This window comes from Neisseria sp. P0009.S008 (assembly GCF_051958615.1).
In the GTDB taxonomy this organism is placed as follows: Bacteria; Pseudomonadota; Gammaproteobacteria; order Burkholderiales; family Neisseriaceae; genus Neisseria; species Neisseria subflava.
Genome location: NZ_JBQCVG010000019.1, coordinates 1 through 15,656 on the forward strand (window position 1 = coordinate 1; position 15,656 = coordinate 15,656).

A 15,656-nucleotide genomic window follows, 5' to 3' on the forward strand; every position below is an offset into this window, starting at 1 on the left:
AAAGATAAAGGGAATAAAGAGATGTACTTAAATGTATTTGATGGAAAACGGAATAGGGCAACTGTGCAGAGGGGCTACTCTTTGATACAGCTGTTGGTGGTGATGTTGTTGGTTTCAATATTGGCGACGGTGGCATTTACGGCCTACCGGGAATCGGTCCGCTCGGCCAACCTGCGTGCGGCTCATGCAGCCCTGCTGGAAAATGCGCGCTTTATGGAGCAGTTCTACACGAAGAAGGGCAGCTTTAAGCTGACGTCGACGAAATGGCCGGAGTTGCCGGTGAAGGAGGCGGGCGGTTTCTGTATCAGGATGAGTGGTCAGGCTAAGGGGATCTTGGAGGGGAAGTTTACTTTGAAGGCGGTGGCGCTGGACAGGGAGGCGGAACCGAGGGTGTTGCGCTTGAACGAGTCGCTGACGGCGGTGGTGTGCGGGAAGATGAAGGTGAAGGGCAGCTGTACGGACGGTGAGGAGATATTTAGGGGTAATGATACGGAGTGTAAACCATTTGGCGCATAGAGTGGTTGTCTGAAGGGATAAAAGAAAAAAGGGCAAAAGAAAAGGACGTGCGTGGGAACGTCCTTTGGTGAATGAAGATGGGTTATTCGCTCCAGCTGACCCAGCCCAGCATCCAAGTAAGGAGAATCAGACCACCAAATACAATACGGTAGTAGGCAAAAGGCACATAGTTTTTACTGGAGACAAATTTCAGCAATGCTTTTACTGCCAATAAACCGGCGATAAATGCTGCGATAAAACCGATAGCAATTTGTCCGACATCTTGCAAGGTAAAGAGTTTGTAGTTTTTTAAGATATCGTAACCTGTTGCCGCAATCATCATCGGTACGGCAAGGAAGAATGAGAACTCAGTAGCTGTTTTACGTTCCAGTCCCCATAGCATACCGCCCATGATGGTACTGCCTGAACGTGATGTACCAGGGATAAGGGCACAAATTTGGGCGCATCCTACAACAAATGCGTCGATTGGGCGCATATCATCTACATGATTGACTTTAGGTTTGGTTTTTGCTTGGCGTTTTTCAACCCATAAAATGAAGAAACCACCTAGTACCAGCATGGTAGCAACGGTAATTGGGTTGAAAAGGTGTAATTTAATTTGTTTGCTGAACAATAGACCCACAATCGCGGCAGGTATGAAGGCAATAAATAAATTCAGTACAAAGCGATTGGCTGTTCGTTCTTTACCCAATCCTTTTATGATATGGGTAAATCGTTGGCGGTATTCGAATACGACGGCTAATACTGCACCGAGTTGGATAGCAATTTCAAATACTTTTCCGTTGCTTTGAAAGTTCATTAAGTCACCGAATACAATTAAGTGACCGGTACTGGAAATAGGGAGAAACTCAGTTAAACCTTCGATGATACCGAGAATAAGTGTTTTAAATAAAATCAGAATGTCCATAAGTTTTCAGACGGCCTTGAGGCCGTCTTTCTTTTGTTGAATAGTTAAAGTGGTTTTGAGGATTGTTCGCGGCGGACTTTGACGATGAGCTCGTCTATGGTTTTCATGCCGGCTTTCCAATCGGTACCGTTGAAATTGACTTTGTATTTACCACCGACGATGACAGTTGGTGTGTTTTCAATTCGATAAGTTTCCGTCAATTGCTGCATTTTTGCAGCAGCCGATGCGGCAGCAGGACTGTTGTAGGTTTGAAGCAGTTTTTTACTGTCAAAACTCGTCTGTTTACCCACCCATGATCGGAATACATTGGTATCGGCCAGGTTGATTTTTTGTTCGTAAACTGCTTTGAAGATGACTGGATTAGCTTGATATTTCAAACCTGAAAGATTAACGGCTGCGGCAATCTTGGCCAAACCCAACATTTCAGGCATCCAAACGACGTGCTCCGTCCGTAAGGAAACATCTTTAGCAAAGGTTTTACTGTGTTGCAACAAAACCGGATCGAGATGGTAACAATGGACGCAGAAGTAGCCGAAAAACTCAAGCACTTCAATTTTGCCGGCTTGTTGCTGCGGGATAGGGCGACTGAGGACAGTATAGTCCACGCCCTCGGTAGCAGCCTGAGCACTCAGACTGAGCAGGCTCAGGCCGAGTGCGGCAATGGTTTGTTTTATACTCTGCTTCATCAGTGATTCCATTATTTGGTAGAACGAATCAAGCTGTTGATATTATGGCCTTGCAGGTTTTTTTGCAGTTTTACAGCGGCTTCCTGCGGCATAGTGTTACTTTGAACTCGGTAAATGGTTTTGTCGCCGTTTTGCGATTCAACCACTTTGGAAGAAACACCTAAAATAGCCAATTTTGCACGTTGTGAGTCTGCGCTGGAGCGGTCTGCATATGAACCAAGTTGCAGGAATGCTTTTTTACCGCTGTTAGCAGCTGTTTCGGCTTTTTCTGCTGACTGTTTACTTACAGCGTTGCTGCTTTCTTTTGTTGCAGAGGCATTTGCTGCTTTACGTGCTTTTTCGATGCTGCCGCTGTTGAGGATTTGCTCAGGTGTCGGCTTGTTTTGTTTCTTGGCTTCGGCCGCTTTTTTCTCGGCCAGTTTGCGCTCGGCACGCTCTTTTTGTTTGTCTGTCAGCTGGTCGGCTGCTTTTTTGTCTTTGGCAGCTTTATTGGCAGCTTCATTTTCTGCTTTGACTTTTTCTGCGCGTTTTTTCTCTAACTCGGCTTTTTTCTCGGCCAGTTTTTTCTTAGTAGCTTCTTTTTCTGCTTCAGCTTTCGCAGCTTTTTCCTGAGCTTCTTTTTCTGCTTGAGCTTTTTCTTCAGCTTCTTTGGCAGCCTTTTCAGCCTCTTCTTTAGCTTTGGCTTCTTTCTCTGCCGCTTCTTTTTCTGCTTTGGCTTTTTCTTCATCTGCTTGGGTAGATGAAGTGTCGGTAGCTGGGCGTTTCTCTGCTTTGTCCTGAGGTTTCAGGATTTCAGGTTCTTCGCTTTGTTTAGGCTGAGTCAGCTCTTTGAAAACGTTTTGCTTGCCTTGGTTCAAGAAGAACAAAATACTGGCAATAATACCTGTTGCCAATATCAGGCCGAAAAAGAAACCGGCCAAGCCTTTGCCATATTGTGTAGATTTTTTCATGACTTACCTTGTAATAATGTGTTCAGACGGCCTGAAAGGAGACTGTCTGAGTTTGGATTCGATATTTTATCAATAACCGTTATGGACGGCAAAATCCTGATGCTTTGTTTACTCTAGTTTTACTTAAACATAAAGATTCAGGCCATCTGAAAAGTTAAAGGGCACGACGGAAGCCGATGGCTTTCATCACATGTGTTTTGCTGACTTCTTCGTCGCCTGCCAAATCGGCAAGTGTACGGGCAACGCGCATAATGCGGTGGAAACTTCGGGCGGAAAGGGACAGTTTTTCGAGCATGGTTCCCAAGGCTTCTTGCGCTTCTTTTTGAATACGGGCTTTGCCATCGAGCTCACCGACATTCAGTTCCGCATTGACTTTGCCTTGTCTGTTGTATTGGATTTTGCGTGCGGCGGTAACGCGTTCCAATACGGCGGCACTGGATTCGCCTGCTTCCTGTTGCATCAATTCGGCAGCGGAAAGGCTGGGTACTTCGATGGTTAAATCAATACGGTCGAGCAATGGCCCTGAAATTTTGTTGCGGTAGCGGGCAACGCTTTCAGGCGTGCAACGGCAAGGTTTGGACGGATGACCAAGATAGCCGCAAGGGCAGGGGTTCATGGCGGCGACAAGTTGGAACTTGGCCGGATAAACTGCTTGGCGTGCGGCGCGGGAAATATGGATTTCGCCGTTTTCCAAAGGCTCGCGCAATACTTCTAATACTTTACGGTCAAACTCGGGCAATTCGTCTAAAAACAACACACCGTGGTGTGCCAATGAAATTTCGCCTGGACGTGGGTCTGAACCGCCACCCACCATGGCAGCCGAGCTGGCGCTGTGATGAGGGCTGCGGAAAGGACGGTTGCTGTCGAGTTGCTGTTGATGGTTGGGCAGGAGCGAACGCAATGCCCATACTTCGACCAATTCGTCTTCGGTCAAAGGCGGAAGGATACCGGGCAAACGTTGCGAAAGCATGGATTTGCCCGTACCTGGAGGGCCCATCATCAACAGGCTGTGTCCGCCTGCAGCTGCGATTTCCAAGGCGAGGCGAGCAGTATGTTGGCCTTTGACATCGGCTAAATCAGAAATTTTACTTTGTTCAGACGGCCTTTGTGTCAGCTTGCATTCAGTTTGTGTCAACGGTTCGATATCGTTTAAATGCGCGGCCACTTCTCCTAAAGAACGCGCACCATAAACCGCGATACCGCGCATGACGGCAGCCTGTTCGGCATTTTCTTGCGGTAAGACGAACGAACGGCCTGCCTGCATTCCCTGCCATGCCATGGCCAGTGCGCCACGCACGGGACGCAGCAGGCCGGACAGTGCCAATTCTCCGGCAAATTCATATTGCGAGAGCTTTTCAGGGTTGATTTGTCCCGAAGCGGCGAGAATGCCCAAGGCGATCGGCAAATCGAAACGGCCGGATTCTTTTGGGAGGTCGGCCGGTGCGAGGTTGACAGTAATTTTCTTGGCGGGAAAGTCGAAGCCGCTTTGGATAATGGCGGCACGCACACGGTCGCGGCTTTCTTTGACTTCAGTATCGGGCAAGCCGACGATATTGAAATGTGGCAAGCCGTTGGCAAGGTGGGCTTCCACTTCGACCAACGGCGCATTCATGCCGCTTAAGGCGCGGCTGTAAACCAAAGCAAGCGACATGTTTCAGACGGCCTTATTCGGCAGCTTCGGTTTGTTGTTTGATTTCGGCAACAGCTTCTTCCGCAGCGGTTTCGGCCGCTTTCAAAGCAGCTTCTTCAGGCTCTTGAGCGGCTTCGAGTTTGGCCAAACGGGCTTCCAATTCGGCCAGTTTGGTACGGGTTTTAATCAAAACCTGTTGTTGGATGTCGAATTCTTCGCGGGTCACTAAATCCATGCGGTTGAACGCGCTGCCGAGCATGGCTTTAACGTTTTTTTCCATGTCTTTGGCAGGGCTGTTGGCGATGGTTTCGCTGATTTTGGAGCTGACTTCTTCAAAAAGTTGTTTGCCGAACATAATCCGTATCCTTTATTCAGAATGTATATAGAAATTCAAGTGGCTATTGTATAAGGAAAAAGGCCGTCTGAAAACGTTTTGCTTTTCAGATGGCCTCAAATGCGGAAGTTTACACGCCTGCGGCTGCTTTTAATGCGGCTGCTTTATCGGTGCGCTCCCAAGTAAATTCAGGCTCCTCGCGGCCGAAGTGGCCGTAGGCGGCGGATTTGCTGTAAATCGGGCGCAGCAGGTCGAGCATTTGGACGATGCCTTTAGGGCGCAGGTCGAAATGTTCGCGAACCAGGGCGATCAGTTTTTCTTCGCTGATTTTGCCAGTGCCGAAAGTATCGATGGAAATCGAAGTCGGTTCGGCAACGCCGATGGCGTAGGATACTTGGATTTGGCATTGGGTTGCCAAACCGGCGGCTACGATATTTTTCGCAACATAGCGGCAGGCGTAAGCGGCGGAACGGTCCACTTTGGACGGGTCTTTGCCGGAGAATGCGCCGCCGCCGTGCGGAGCTGCGCCGCCGTAGGTATCAACGATGATTTTACGGCCGGTCAAACCGCAGTCACCTTGCGGGCCGCCGATGACGAAGCGGCCGGTCGGGTTGATCAGGTATTTGGTTTCGTCGGTCAGCATTTCAGACGGCAGAACCGGTTTGATGATGTGTTCGATCACGGCGTTTTTCAGCTCTTCGTAACCGATAGACGGATCGTGCTGGGTAGACAGGACGACGGTGTCGATACGTTTTACTTTGCCGGTTTTGCTGTCGTAAACCACGGTCAGTTGGGCTTTGGCATCAGGACGCAGCCAAGGCAGGCGGCCGTCTTTGCGCAATTCGCTTTGACGCTGCATCAGGCGGTGGCTGTAATAGATGGCAAACGGCATCAGGGTAGGGGTTTCGTCGCAGGCATAGCCGAACATCAAACCTTGGTCGCCCGCGCCTTGGTTCAGGTCGATGCCTTCGCCTTCGTTCACGCCTTGGGCGATGTCCGGAGATTGTTGGTCGTAGTACACGCCGACCGCGCAGCCGTTGGCGTCAAAGCCCAGCTCGGAGGAGTTGTAGCCGATGCGTTTGATGGTTTCGCGTGCGACTTTGATGTAGTCCACTTGGGCGGTAGTAGTAATTTCGCCTGCCAATACGCACAAGCCTGTGTTGACCAAGGTTTCTGCAGCGACACGCGCTTTGAGGTCTTGCGCTAAGATGGCATCCAAAATCGCATCGGATACTTGGTCGGCAACTTTATCCGGATGGCCTTCGGATACCGATTCGGAAGTAAACAGATATTCGCTCATTGCTATTCTTTCATTAAAAACAGGCTGCTGTGTTTTCAGACGGCCTTTTATTTCGGACAGCGGAAATCATAACAAAAACTCCGCTTTTTCTCTATACAAGTGAGAAACATTCGCACTTGCCTGCTGTTTCGGAATCCTGTTGCGCGTTTCTTACAGGCAAAAAAATTCCCGCATTAAGCGGGTTTGGATTGCTCTGGCGAGCCACATCGGTTTTTCAACCGTCCACCTTACCTTTCCGTTTGAAAAGCAGGTTGGCATGGAATTCCCAACTCTTAATGCAGTGCGGATAGTAGCAGAAAAGCAGGTGTGCCGCAATATATTTGCCCGAAGTCTGTTTTGTTCAGACGGCCTGTTTCGTTTACAATCTGTCCACTTCATTTTGGTAAAACCTTATGCAAACGCTTGTTACCTTTGTTTTTAAATTTTTGGCCGCGCTGCCTTTGGCTTGGTTGCACAAATTAGGCAATCTGCTCGGCAGTTTGGGTTTCCGCTTGCTGTCGAAAGATCGCCGGCGAGTTTTTGAAAACATGAAACTTGCCGGTTTGAACCCGACGGATGAGGCGGTGAAAAAAGTTTTCCATGAAACGGCAAAAGGCGGCTTGGAATTGCCGGTGGCGTTTTTCAGACGGCCTGAGGAAATTGAGAACCTGTTTGTCAGCGTCAACGGTTGGGAACATGTTCAGACGGCCTTGAACACGGGCGAGGGTTTGCTGTTTATCACGCCACACATCGGCAGCTATGATTTGGCCGGCCGCTACATCAGCCAGCAACTGCCGTTTCCGCTGACGGCGATGTACAAGCCGCCGAAAATCAAGGCATTTGATGCGGTAATGCAGGCAGGTCGCGTGCGCGGCAAGGGCAAGACTGCACCGACCAGTATTCAGGGCGTCAAACAAATCATCAAGGCCCTGCGCGGCGGCGAAGCGACCATTGTGTTGCCGGACCATGTACCGTCTCCGGAAGAAGGGGGCGACGGCGTGTGGGTGGATTTTTTCGGCAAACCTGCCTATACCATGACGTTGGCGGGCAAGCTGGCGCAAGTCAAAGGCGTAAAGGCTTTATTTTTCTGCGGCGAGCGGCTGCCCGACGGCAAAGGCTTTGTCTTGCACATCGAGCCTTTGCGCGGCGAATTGAACGGCGATAAGGAGAACGACGCGCGCGTTATTAATGAAAATACCGAATATTGGATACGCCGTTTTCCGGAACAATATTTGTTTATGTACAACCGCTACAAGCATCCGGAAGGCGCGCCGCTGCCGCCTGCTTGAATGAGATAGATTAAAAACCTGCTTTGAGGGAAGCAGGTTTTTATTTTGGTTGGGAATTAAGATTAAACAAAGCCGAAGTTCAAAAAGAAATACATTAAAGCCTAGCGTTTGAGTTTTAACGGCAAAGGCCGTCTGAAAAGCGATTTCAGACGGCCTTTGCCGTAATCTTTTGCCTTTTATTTTAATACGCTGCTGAACCGTTTGCCCTGATGGCATTATAATGCGCGTAATTGTTTTTTCGATGGCATGTCATGTTTTATCTCTTTCAATCCGACCGTTTGGAATCGCTTGCCGAAATGTGCGCGCGTATTCATCAGGCTTCGCCCTTGGACTCTGTATTGGCGCAGGAAGAAGTGGTGGTGCAGAGCCAGGGTATGCGGCGTTATCTGAATGTGTTTTTCGCGCGCGAACTCGGCGTGGCGGCGAATTTGAAGTTCAGCCTACCTGCCGGTTTGGCGTGGCAGCTGATGCGCAAATTGGTTCCCGATGTGCCGCCGCTCAGTCCGTTTTCGCCTGAGGTCATGCGTTGGCGTTTGCTGGATTTGTTCCGCAGCGAAGCGTTTCAGACGGCCCCGGAATACGAAAACGTACGCTTGAAGCTGGAAAGTTATTTGCACAGCTCGGCATCGGCGGATTATCAGCTTGCCGGACAGATGGCGGATATTTTTGACCAATATTTGGTGTACCGCCCGGACTGGATTGATGCGTGGCAGGCTGGGAAGCTGCTGGGTTTGGGCGATGATGAGGATTGGCAGGCGCGGCTGTGGCGTTATTTGGACGATGGCAGCCAATCTGCGCCGCACCGCGTGGCCTTGTGGGAAAAGCTGTTGGCGCAGTTGGATAAATCGGTTTTGCCGCAAAGGTTGTTTGTATTCGGCATTTCGACAATGGCGCCGATGTATCTGCAACTCTTGCACCAAATTTCCAAGCATTGCGATGTGTTTGTGTTCGCGCTCAACCCGAGCAGTCAATATTGGGGCGAGGTCATCGACGAGGCGCAGATTTTGAAAAGGGGCGATGAGGCGGATTTGTCGCAGGCAGGGCATCCGCTGTTGGCTTCTTTGGGCAAGCAGGGGCGCGATTTCTTTGATTTTCTGTCGGAAGTGGAAACCGAGCAGGATATTCAGGTTTATGAAGAGGGAAAAGATGATACCTTATTGCATTGCCTACAAAAAGATATCCAAAACTTAATCATGCCGTCTGAACGCTTGTATCAACAGGAAGAAAGTGAAGCAGGTTTGGTTCAAGTCCACGATGCGGACGGTAATCCAGTGTGTGTCGAGCCGGATGAGCTGCTGAATGACGGTTCCGTCAAAATCGTCGCGGCACACAGCCCTTTGCGCGAATTGCAGATTTTGAAAGAAGAGTTGTCGCTGGTGTTGCAAAATAATCTCGATTGGCAGCCGCACGATATTGCCGTGTTGACGCCGAACATCGAGCCGTACAGCCCGTTTATCGAAGCCGTTTTTGGACAGGCGCACGCAGGCAGCCAGGCATTGCCGTATTCGATTTCGGATGTGAAACTCAGCCGCCGTCAGCCGTTGCTGTATGCTTTGGCGCAAACTTTGGACTTGCTGGAGAGCCGGTTTGAAGTGGACAAGGTTTTGCCTTTGCTGGAAAGCCGGTTGGTGCTGCAACGCTTCGGTTTGAGCGAGGAAGATGTGCCGCTGCTGCATGAGACTGTTGCCGGATTGAATGTGCATTGGGGTTTGGACCAAACCATGCGCGAGGGCAAAGACAACCTCTTTACTTGGCAGCAGGCGGTAGAGCGTTTGGCCTTGGGCTGGATGTTGCCCGAAGGCGGCAACGGCATGTGGCAGGGCGTGAGCGCGTGGCATAGCAACGTCAATCAGCTGGACGTGTTCAGCGGTTTTGCCGAATTTATCCGCACTTTGGCCGATATGGCGGCGCAATGGCAAGAGCCTGCCAATGTGGAAAGTTGGGTGCAGCGTTGCCGTGCTTTGCTGGAGAAACTGTTTGCTCCGGATACGGACGACCAATACGCCAAGCAGCAGTTTGAGCAGTCTTTGGCGAAATGGCAGGAAGAGGCGCAGTTGGCCGAATTTGACGGATTGTTGCCGTGTAAAACCGTTATCCGCCATATCCGCCGCTTTTTGGACAGCGAAAGCCAAGCCGGATTTTTGAGCGGCGGCATCACTTTTTGCAGTATGGTGCCGATGCGCAGCTTGCCGTTTAAAATGGTTTGCCTGTTGGGTTTGAATGACGGCGATTTTCCGCGCAATACCAAAGCGGCGGTGTTTGACCTGATTGCCAAACATCCGAAAAAAGGCGACCGCGCCCGCCGCGACGATGACCGTTATCTCTTCCTCGAAGCCTTAATCAGCGCACGCGAAATGCTGTATTTGTCTTATATCGGCCGCGATATACGCAATGATGCCGAGTTCGCGCCGTCTTCGTTAATCAGCGAGCTGCTGGATACCATTGCCGCCATGACGGGGAAAAGCGGGCGTGAGTTGTCGGAGAAATGGGTGAAACATCATCCTTTGCAGGCGTTCTCACGCCGTTATTTCCAAAAGGACGCGCTTTCAGACGGCCTCTTCAGTACGCGCCAAGATTACGCCGATGCGTTGAACCAACCGCAAGCGGAAGCGCAGCCGTTTTTCCTTGAGGCATTAAGTCAGGAAGAGCCGGGCAAAATCATTCACCAGGGCGAGCTCATTAGTTTTTGGCGCAACCCTGTCAAAGTTTGGCTGAAGAAAAATTTAAGCTGGGATCAACCGTATCTGGACGGCGCATGGGAGTCTGCCGAACCGTTTGAGCCGCAACATGAGGGTCGGATTGCCGATGCCTATTTGGATGCACGGCGCAAAGGGGAAGATTTTGAAGATACGGCCATTCGGCTGAATGCCGAAAGCCTAATGCCGGTGGGCGAGTTGGGCGGTTTATGGCAGAAGCAGTATCAGATATCTGCGAAAAACGTAGATGCCGAGCTGATACGCAGTAACAAAAGGCCGTCTGAACCTTATGAAGAACACTTTGACGGCTTGGTTTTACAAGGCACCATCGGCAATCTTTATGAATGCGGCCGCATTGTGTTCCTTAATCAAAAAGACAATGCGCCCAACCGCATTGCCCGTTTATTGGAGCATTTGATTTTTTGCGCCGTTGCCCCTCAATCCGTTGCAAACCGACAAACCTATATTGTCAGCTTGGGGCGGACCGAAACCTATGCTGCCATCGGGCAAGAGGCGGCGAGGGAGCTTTTAAAAGAATGGCTGGTATATTTCCGAATCGGACAAAATACCCCCTTGCCGTTTTTTGCCAAAACCAGCCTTGCCGCAGCGGAGGAGTACAACAAGAAAGAGGATTGGGATGCTGCCTTGAGAAAAGCCCATGAGGTTTTTAACGGCAATAAAATGAGCAAAGGGCAGAAAGAATATACCGAAGTGAAGCTGGTGTTTGGCCATTCGGAAGAATCGCCGCTTGATGAGCCGCTATTTGAAAACCTCGTCGTCAATCTGCTCGTTCCGCTTTTGACCGGCGTGGCAGGGAAGACCGATACAACAGAACAGGAGTAAAGCATGGCCACTTATGCAGAATATTTGGATTTTGATACTGAAGAAGACAAATTGAAACAGCAGCAACTCTATCAGGCGACCGAGCTGTCGGCGCAAACGGTAGCGGCGGTTAAAAAGATCAGCCGTCCGCAAAACTGGCTGCTTGCCGCTGCGCCGTATTGCCCTGATTGCCGCGTGTTTGTGCCGTTTATTCAAAAAATGGCGGAGTTGAACCCCAATATCCGCGTCAACTATATTGCCCGCAACGATTTTGACGACAGCAGCCGTTTTGAGAATCCGCGCCAACAGGAAATCGTCCGCGCCAATCAAAAAATCCCTGCGCTGTTTTTGATGGGGCATGAAGAGGCTGTGCCTGTGTTTAACGAGTTTCCACAAGTGGTGTTGAACCAAATTGCGGCAGATGAAACCCGGCGCACGGAATTGCGCGATGCGTACCGTGCCGGCGAGTTTAATGCCGATATTGAGGCTCAGATTGTAGCGGCGTTGGCATGGGCAGAGTAGCGGTGTTGAGCAGATATTGCTGGTGTGTAAGGCTATATTTTGAGCCACTTTGATAAAGGGGACAATTTCTAGTGTAATTTAGTTCTTACCTAGATTTTCTCATTATGTATTTACGTTCTGGAACTTCAATGGTTTGAACAATTTCAAATCCCTCTTTTTGGTAGAGGTCTCTAGCTATTTGATTTGACTCAAAAACCGTTAGGGAAATACTTTCTATTTCTTCATTTTCAAACATTTCTTGAAGAAAGTATTGAAAAGCTTTTCTACCTAATCCTTTTCCCTGCTTCTGTGGAGCTATGAGAAATCTTCCAATATGAAGATTTTTATCTTCTAGTTTGATTTTCTGGATGATGCCTACAAACTCTTCTCCAACAAAAATGGAAAAAATCCCTTCCATCTTTTGCAAGGATTGGGCAATCAAGGGATAAGAAATCTTTGGCCCCATCCATTGCTTCTGAAAACTTTCTCCCAAAGCATTAGACCACTGACAAATGAGTTGGGCATTTTCTAACTGAAGTCCTTTTTCAAAGTGAATTTTCATATTTGCTCCTAAAACTTCTCTTATATCTAACTATTATACTCTTTCTCATATTTTTTCCGAATAATTAAGTATGATTCAACTTTATTTTTTTCTTGTTGGAACGATTCTTGCTTCCTTTCTTTGCTTTGTAATAAAAAGGCCGTCTGAAAAGATTTCAGACGGCCTTTTTTTAATGCTTAACGCTTTATTAAATCTCGATTTTATTCGGCGTAAAGGTTTGCCATTTGTTGCAGGCAGGGCAGTGCCAGAAGAAAACTTGGGATTTGAAGTGGCAGTTGCGGCAGCGGTACATAACGCTTTTTTGCAGCTGGCGGCCGATAATGGAACGAATCATATCGGTGTCGGCTTTCCACTCCGGATTCATACTGCTGAGTTTCAAGCCAAGCAGGCGGTACACGCCGTTGAGGTCGGGTTTTTGGCGGACGAGTTCGACAGCGATTTGCGCCGCTTCGGTTTCGCCTTTGAGCAGCAGAGCCTTTTCGTAGATGACGTTGATCAGGTCAAGATCGGGGAAGGTTTGCATATAGCCGATAAGGCGGTTGAGGCCTTCTTCCTGCTTGCCTTGCGCGGCATAGGCTTCATAGAGTTTCTCGCCGACCATGCTCAAATAGGCGTGGTTTTGCTGCTCGATGGCGGAATACGCTTCCACTGCGGCAGGGAAGTTGCCCTGACGGTATTCAATGTCGCCGAGAATGATGTTGGCGCGCGTACATTTTTTGTTGGCTTCGAGTGCTTTGCCGATGTTGTAGCGTGCGGCGTCGAAGTTGGACTTGAACAGTGCGGCTTGGGCGATTTCGCAATAGAACTGGGCGATTTCAAACTGGTAGGTTTGTTCGTCATGGCTCAAGAGCTGCGCCATTTCGATGGCTTTTTCCCAGTCGCGGTCTTGTTGGTAGATGCTCAAAAGGTGTTGGCGGGCTTCGCGTGCCATATCGCCTTCCTGCAAGCCGAGGAAGATTTGTTCGGCACGATCCACCAAGCCTGCGCTTTGGTAGTTTTGCGCCAGTTCAAAAAGCACGCGCGCGCGTTTTTCGTTGACTGTGTCGGGCGAATCGAGCAGGGCGCGGTGCATATTGATGGCTTTGTCGTTTTCGCCGCGCTGACGGTAGAGCTTGCCTAGGGTCAGGTTTAGGTCGTATGACTGCGGCTGTTGGTCGATCACTTCCGCCAATTCGCGCGCGGCGCGGCCGCTGTTGCGGTCAACGAGGGCATCAAGGCTTTTGTAAAAGCCAGCCGGTATGCTTTTGGCCTGTTTCAGGACGGTCTTCATATCGACGCGCGCGGCAAACCAGCCCATAGCGAAGAAAACGGGGAGGAGGACGATGGGCAGTAAGATGACCCACAATTCGTTGTCCATGGTATTCCTTTATTGATTGGTGGCGTTACGCTTTGGGAGTGGCTTCGGAAGTCGTTGCCGGTGTTTCGGTTTTGACCGGAGTCAGGTCTTTTTCGGAAAGGTGGGCATGTTTTTTCACTTCGGCGCGCAGGCGGTTGTTTTCGCTGCGCAGGGACAGCAGACGGCCGAAGAGGGCAAACATACCGAACACGATGCCGATAATAAATGCACCGAAAAGCACGACAATCAGCGGCAGATTGATGTTTTGGCCGGGCAGGTAGAAGAAGGATACAGTATGGGTATTGGTGATGGCCAGCAGGAGGAAAACAAGAAGAATCAGGATTTTGATGATGGTAGAGATGAGTTTCATGGGTTACTCCGGGTTGGCTGCGGTTGGGGCAGGCCGTCTGAAAAATGGTATCAGTTTAAACGATTTGCCGGATTTCGGATAGGACGGCATGTTTCAGACGGCAGGGGGACGGTGCCTTTATGCTGACGGGTACTTGTCAAACCTATATTGAAAGGCGTATTGTTCAGTCTTTAATTAATTTATTTTGCACATCAGAATAAGAAAGGCAATCATCATGAGCAGACCAGTTCCAGCCGTATTCGGCAGCGTTTTTCACGCTGAAATGCCCGTTATCGCTTATCGTGAAGGTAAATGGCAGCCGGTAGAGTGGCAATCTTCCAAAGACCTGACAATCGCCCCCGGCGCGCATGCCTTGCATTACGGCAGCGAATGTTTTGAGGGTTTGAAGGCATTTCGTCAGGCAAACGGCAAAATCGTGATGTTCCGCCCGACCGCCAATATCGCGCGCATGCAGCAAAGTGCGGATATTCTGCACCTGCCGCGCCCTGAAACTGAGGCTTATTTGGATGCTTTGATTGAATTGGTCAAACGCTCTGCCGAAGAAATTCCTGATGCGCCAGCAGCGTTGTACCTGCGTCCGACTTTGATCGGTACCGATCCTGTGATCGGTAAAGCCGGCTCTCCTTCTGAAACTGCTTTGCTGTACATTCTGGCTTCTCCTGTCGGCGACTATTTCAAAGCTGGTTCGCCCGTTAAAATCTTGGTGGAAACCGAACATATCCGTTGCGCCCCACATATGGGTCGTGTGAAATGCGGCGGCAACTATGCTTCCGCCATGCCTTGGGTTTTGAAAGCCAAAGCCGAATATGGCGCAAACCAAGTGTTGTTCTGTCCGAATGGCGACGTTCAGGAAACCGGTGCGTCTAACTTTATCCTGATTAACGGCGATGAAATCATTACCAAACCGTTGACAGACGAATTTCTGCACGGCGTTACCCGTGATTCCGTGCTGACTGTTGCCAAAGATTTGGGCTATACCGTTACCGAACGCAACTTTACCGTTGATGAGCTGAAAGCAGCTGTGGAAAATGGTGCAGAGGCGATTCTGACTGGTACGGCTGCAGTCATTTCTCCGGTAACTTCTTTCGTGATTGATGGCAAAGAAATCGAAGTGAAGAGCCAAGAGCGCGGTTACGCAATCCGTAAGGCGATTACCGACATTCAATACGGTTTGACAGAAGACAAACACGGCTGGTTGGTCGAAGTTTGTTAAATAGAGCGCATTTAATAAAAAAGGCCGTCTGAAATATTTTTTCAGACGGCCTTTTTTTATTGGTTTTTAGATGGTAGAAGCAATAATAAAATACTAAATTTTCAAATAAACGGTAGTATTTTAGGATAATCGGTATATAATGCGCAATTATGTTGTGAAAATACATATTGAAAATATCGAATTTTATTGATTTTTCGATGAAGTTAAAAACATTTATAGATATTTATTTTGTATATTTTGTAAATTTAGTTAAATTAGGAATGCTAAAAACATATTGTGTTAAAATTCCCCTCCTTTTTGGCTTCGCGGGATTAACTCTGTCACGCCAAAAAGGAAAACAATACAAGATAAAACCATTTTTATTTTGCTATAAAAATCAAAAATAACTTAACTTTGGATGAACTAATCAATTAAAAAGGGACTCTGATACATTTCCGTCAAAAATAACCGGATACATGGTACGCGGACAGATTGCCTATAAAAGTCATCTGTAGGAAAACGTTGCGTTGTTTACACCACAGGTTGAGAATGAAGCCTGCAAGACCTCAAACGGCGTATCGCCGTT

At 49.0% G+C, this 15,656-nt stretch carries 14 protein-coding genes and 1 riboswitch; of the genes, 5 read left to right on the forward strand and 9 right to left on the reverse strand.

Going from position 1 to position 15,656, the window contains the following annotated elements; all coding sequences use genetic code 11:
* The first annotated feature begins 102 nt into the window (after positions 1–102).
* Complete coding sequence (locus ACTHSQ_RS10670) at positions 103–516, forward strand: type IV pilin protein (protein ID WP_440346210.1); 414 nt, start codon at positions 103–105, stop codon at positions 514–516.
* Between the two features lie 82 nt (positions 517–598).
* Here the strand turns inward: ACTHSQ_RS10670 and ACTHSQ_RS10675 are convergent, their stop codons facing one another.
* The 6 genes from ACTHSQ_RS10675 to metK all read right to left on the reverse strand — a co-directional run bounded on the left by ACTHSQ_RS10675 (position 599) and on the right by metK (position 6,323).
* The gene (locus ACTHSQ_RS10675; protein ID WP_440371962.1) at positions 599–1,423 is read right to left on the reverse strand and encodes an undecaprenyl-diphosphate phosphatase; all 825 of its coding nucleotides are present in this window, start codon (positions 1,421–1,423) and stop codon (positions 599–601) included.
* 44 nt (positions 1,424–1,467) lie between these two features.
* The gene (locus tag ACTHSQ_RS10680; RefSeq protein ID WP_003684471.1) at positions 1,468–2,109 is read right to left on the reverse strand and encodes a thiol:disulfide interchange protein DsbA/DsbL; all 642 of its coding nucleotides are present in this window, start codon (positions 2,107–2,109) and stop codon (positions 1,468–1,470) included.
* Positions 2,110–2,120: 11 nt separating this feature from the next.
* Entirely contained in the window at positions 2,121–3,059 is a 939-nt protein-coding gene (ftsN, locus tag ACTHSQ_RS10685) for a cell division protein FtsN (RefSeq protein ID WP_003684468.1), read from the reverse strand.
* Positions 3,060–3,213: 154 nt separating this feature from the next.
* Positions 3,214–4,710 carry a YifB family Mg chelatase-like AAA ATPase gene (locus ACTHSQ_RS10690; protein WP_440371963.1) on the reverse strand — a complete coding sequence of 499 codons (1,497 nt, stop codon included), beginning with the start codon at positions 4,708–4,710 and terminating at the stop codon, positions 3,214–3,216.
* Positions 4,711–4,723: 13 nt separating this feature from the next.
* Positions 4,724–5,044: an accessory factor UbiK family protein gene (locus ACTHSQ_RS10695; RefSeq protein WP_049328707.1), complete on the reverse strand. Its 321-nt coding sequence runs from the start codon at positions 5,042–5,044 to the stop codon at positions 4,724–4,726.
* A gap of 109 nt (positions 5,045–5,153) precedes the next feature.
* Entirely contained in the window at positions 5,154–6,323 is a 1,170-nt protein-coding gene (gene metK / locus ACTHSQ_RS10700) for a methionine adenosyltransferase (protein WP_003684459.1), read from the reverse strand.
* 173 nt (positions 6,324–6,496) lie between these two features.
* A riboswitch (SAM-I-IV-variant riboswitch) is annotated at positions 6,497–6,607 on the reverse strand.
* A 108-nt stretch (positions 6,608–6,715) separates the two neighbouring features.
* On the opposite strand from metK, the gene ACTHSQ_RS10705 reads away from it, so the two are divergent.
* The 3 genes from ACTHSQ_RS10705 to ACTHSQ_RS10715 all read left to right on the forward strand — a co-directional run bounded on the left by ACTHSQ_RS10705 (position 6,716) and on the right by ACTHSQ_RS10715 (position 11,631).
* The gene (locus ACTHSQ_RS10705; protein ID WP_440371964.1) at positions 6,716–7,591 is read left to right on the forward strand and encodes a lysophospholipid acyltransferase family protein; all 876 of its coding nucleotides are present in this window, start codon (positions 6,716–6,718) and stop codon (positions 7,589–7,591) included.
* 251 nt (positions 7,592–7,842) lie between these two features.
* Positions 7,843–11,130: an exodeoxyribonuclease V subunit gamma gene (gene recC / locus ACTHSQ_RS10710; protein WP_440371965.1), complete on the forward strand. Its 3,288-nt coding sequence runs from the start codon at positions 7,843–7,845 to the stop codon at positions 11,128–11,130.
* Positions 11,131–11,133: 3 nt separating this feature from the next.
* Entirely contained in the window at positions 11,134–11,631 is a 498-nt protein-coding gene (locus tag ACTHSQ_RS10715; protein ID WP_440371966.1) for a thioredoxin family protein, read from the forward strand.
* 85 nt (positions 11,632–11,716) lie between these two features.
* Here ACTHSQ_RS10715 and ACTHSQ_RS10720 read toward each other — a convergent pair whose 3' ends face one another.
* The 3 genes from ACTHSQ_RS10720 to ACTHSQ_RS10730 form a co-directional block, all read right to left on the reverse strand.
* Positions 11,717–12,172 (reverse strand): GNAT family N-acetyltransferase, encoded by a 456-nt coding sequence (locus ACTHSQ_RS10720; RefSeq protein ID WP_004521061.1) that lies wholly within the window; start codon positions 12,170–12,172, stop codon positions 11,717–11,719.
* Positions 12,173–12,359: 187 nt separating this feature from the next.
* A complete protein-coding gene (lapB, locus tag ACTHSQ_RS10725) occupies positions 12,360–13,529 on the reverse strand; it encodes a lipopolysaccharide assembly protein LapB (protein WP_003684462.1) in 1,170 nt (389 codons plus the stop codon).
* Positions 13,530–13,554: 25 nt separating this feature from the next.
* Complete coding sequence (locus ACTHSQ_RS10730; RefSeq protein ID WP_049328701.1) at positions 13,555–13,878, reverse strand: LapA family protein; 324 nt, start codon at positions 13,876–13,878, stop codon at positions 13,555–13,557.
* A gap of 214 nt (positions 13,879–14,092) precedes the next feature.
* Between ACTHSQ_RS10730 and ilvE the strand changes: the two genes are divergently transcribed.
* The gene (ilvE, locus tag ACTHSQ_RS10735) at positions 14,093–15,091 is read left to right on the forward strand and encodes a branched-chain-amino-acid transaminase (RefSeq protein ID WP_070632923.1); all 999 of its coding nucleotides are present in this window, start codon (positions 14,093–14,095) and stop codon (positions 15,089–15,091) included.
* Positions 15,092–15,656: the final 565 nt, after the last annotated feature.

What these genes read in the sequence shown, in the direction of transcription:
- ACTHSQ_RS10670 (WP_440346210.1), top strand. Translation starts at nt 103, where the DNA reads ATGTTGTTGGTTTCAATATTGGCGACGGTGGCATTTACGGCCTACCGG.
- ACTHSQ_RS10675 (WP_440371962.1), bottom strand. Translation starts at nt 1,423, where the DNA reads ATGGACATTCTGATTTTATTTAAAACACTTATTCTCGGTATCATCGAA.
- ACTHSQ_RS10680 (WP_003684471.1), bottom strand. Translation starts at nt 2,109, where the DNA reads ATGAAGCAGAGTATAAAACAAACCATTGCCGCACTCGGCCTGAGCCTG.
- ftsN (WP_003684468.1), bottom strand. Translation starts at nt 3,059, where the DNA reads ATGAAAAAATCTACACAATATGGCAAAGGCTTGGCCGGTTTCTTTTTC.
- ACTHSQ_RS10690 (WP_440371963.1), bottom strand. Translation starts at nt 4,710, where the DNA reads ATGTCGCTTGCTTTGGTTTACAGCCGCGCCTTAAGCGGCATGAATGCG.
- ACTHSQ_RS10695 (WP_049328707.1), bottom strand. Translation starts at nt 5,044, where the DNA reads ATGTTCGGCAAACAACTTTTTGAAGAAGTCAGCTCCAAAATCAGCGAA.
- metK (WP_003684459.1), bottom strand. Translation starts at nt 6,323, where the DNA reads ATGAGCGAATATCTGTTTACTTCCGAATCGGTATCCGAAGGCCATCCG.
- ACTHSQ_RS10705 (WP_440371964.1), top strand. Translation starts at nt 6,716, where the DNA reads ATGCAAACGCTTGTTACCTTTGTTTTTAAATTTTTGGCCGCGCTGCCT.
- recC (WP_440371965.1), top strand. Translation starts at nt 7,843, where the DNA reads ATGTTTTATCTCTTTCAATCCGACCGTTTGGAATCGCTTGCCGAAATG.
- ACTHSQ_RS10715 (WP_440371966.1), top strand. Translation starts at nt 11,134, where the DNA reads ATGGCCACTTATGCAGAATATTTGGATTTTGATACTGAAGAAGACAAA.
- ACTHSQ_RS10720 (WP_004521061.1), bottom strand. Translation starts at nt 12,172, where the DNA reads ATGAAAATTCACTTTGAAAAAGGACTTCAGTTAGAAAATGCCCAACTC.
- lapB (WP_003684462.1), bottom strand. Translation starts at nt 13,529, where the DNA reads ATGGACAACGAATTGTGGGTCATCTTACTGCCCATCGTCCTCCTCCCC.
- ACTHSQ_RS10730 (WP_049328701.1), bottom strand. Translation starts at nt 13,878, where the DNA reads ATGAAACTCATCTCTACCATCATCAAAATCCTGATTCTTCTTGTTTTC.
- ilvE (WP_070632923.1), top strand. Translation starts at nt 14,093, where the DNA reads ATGAGCAGACCAGTTCCAGCCGTATTCGGCAGCGTTTTTCACGCTGAA.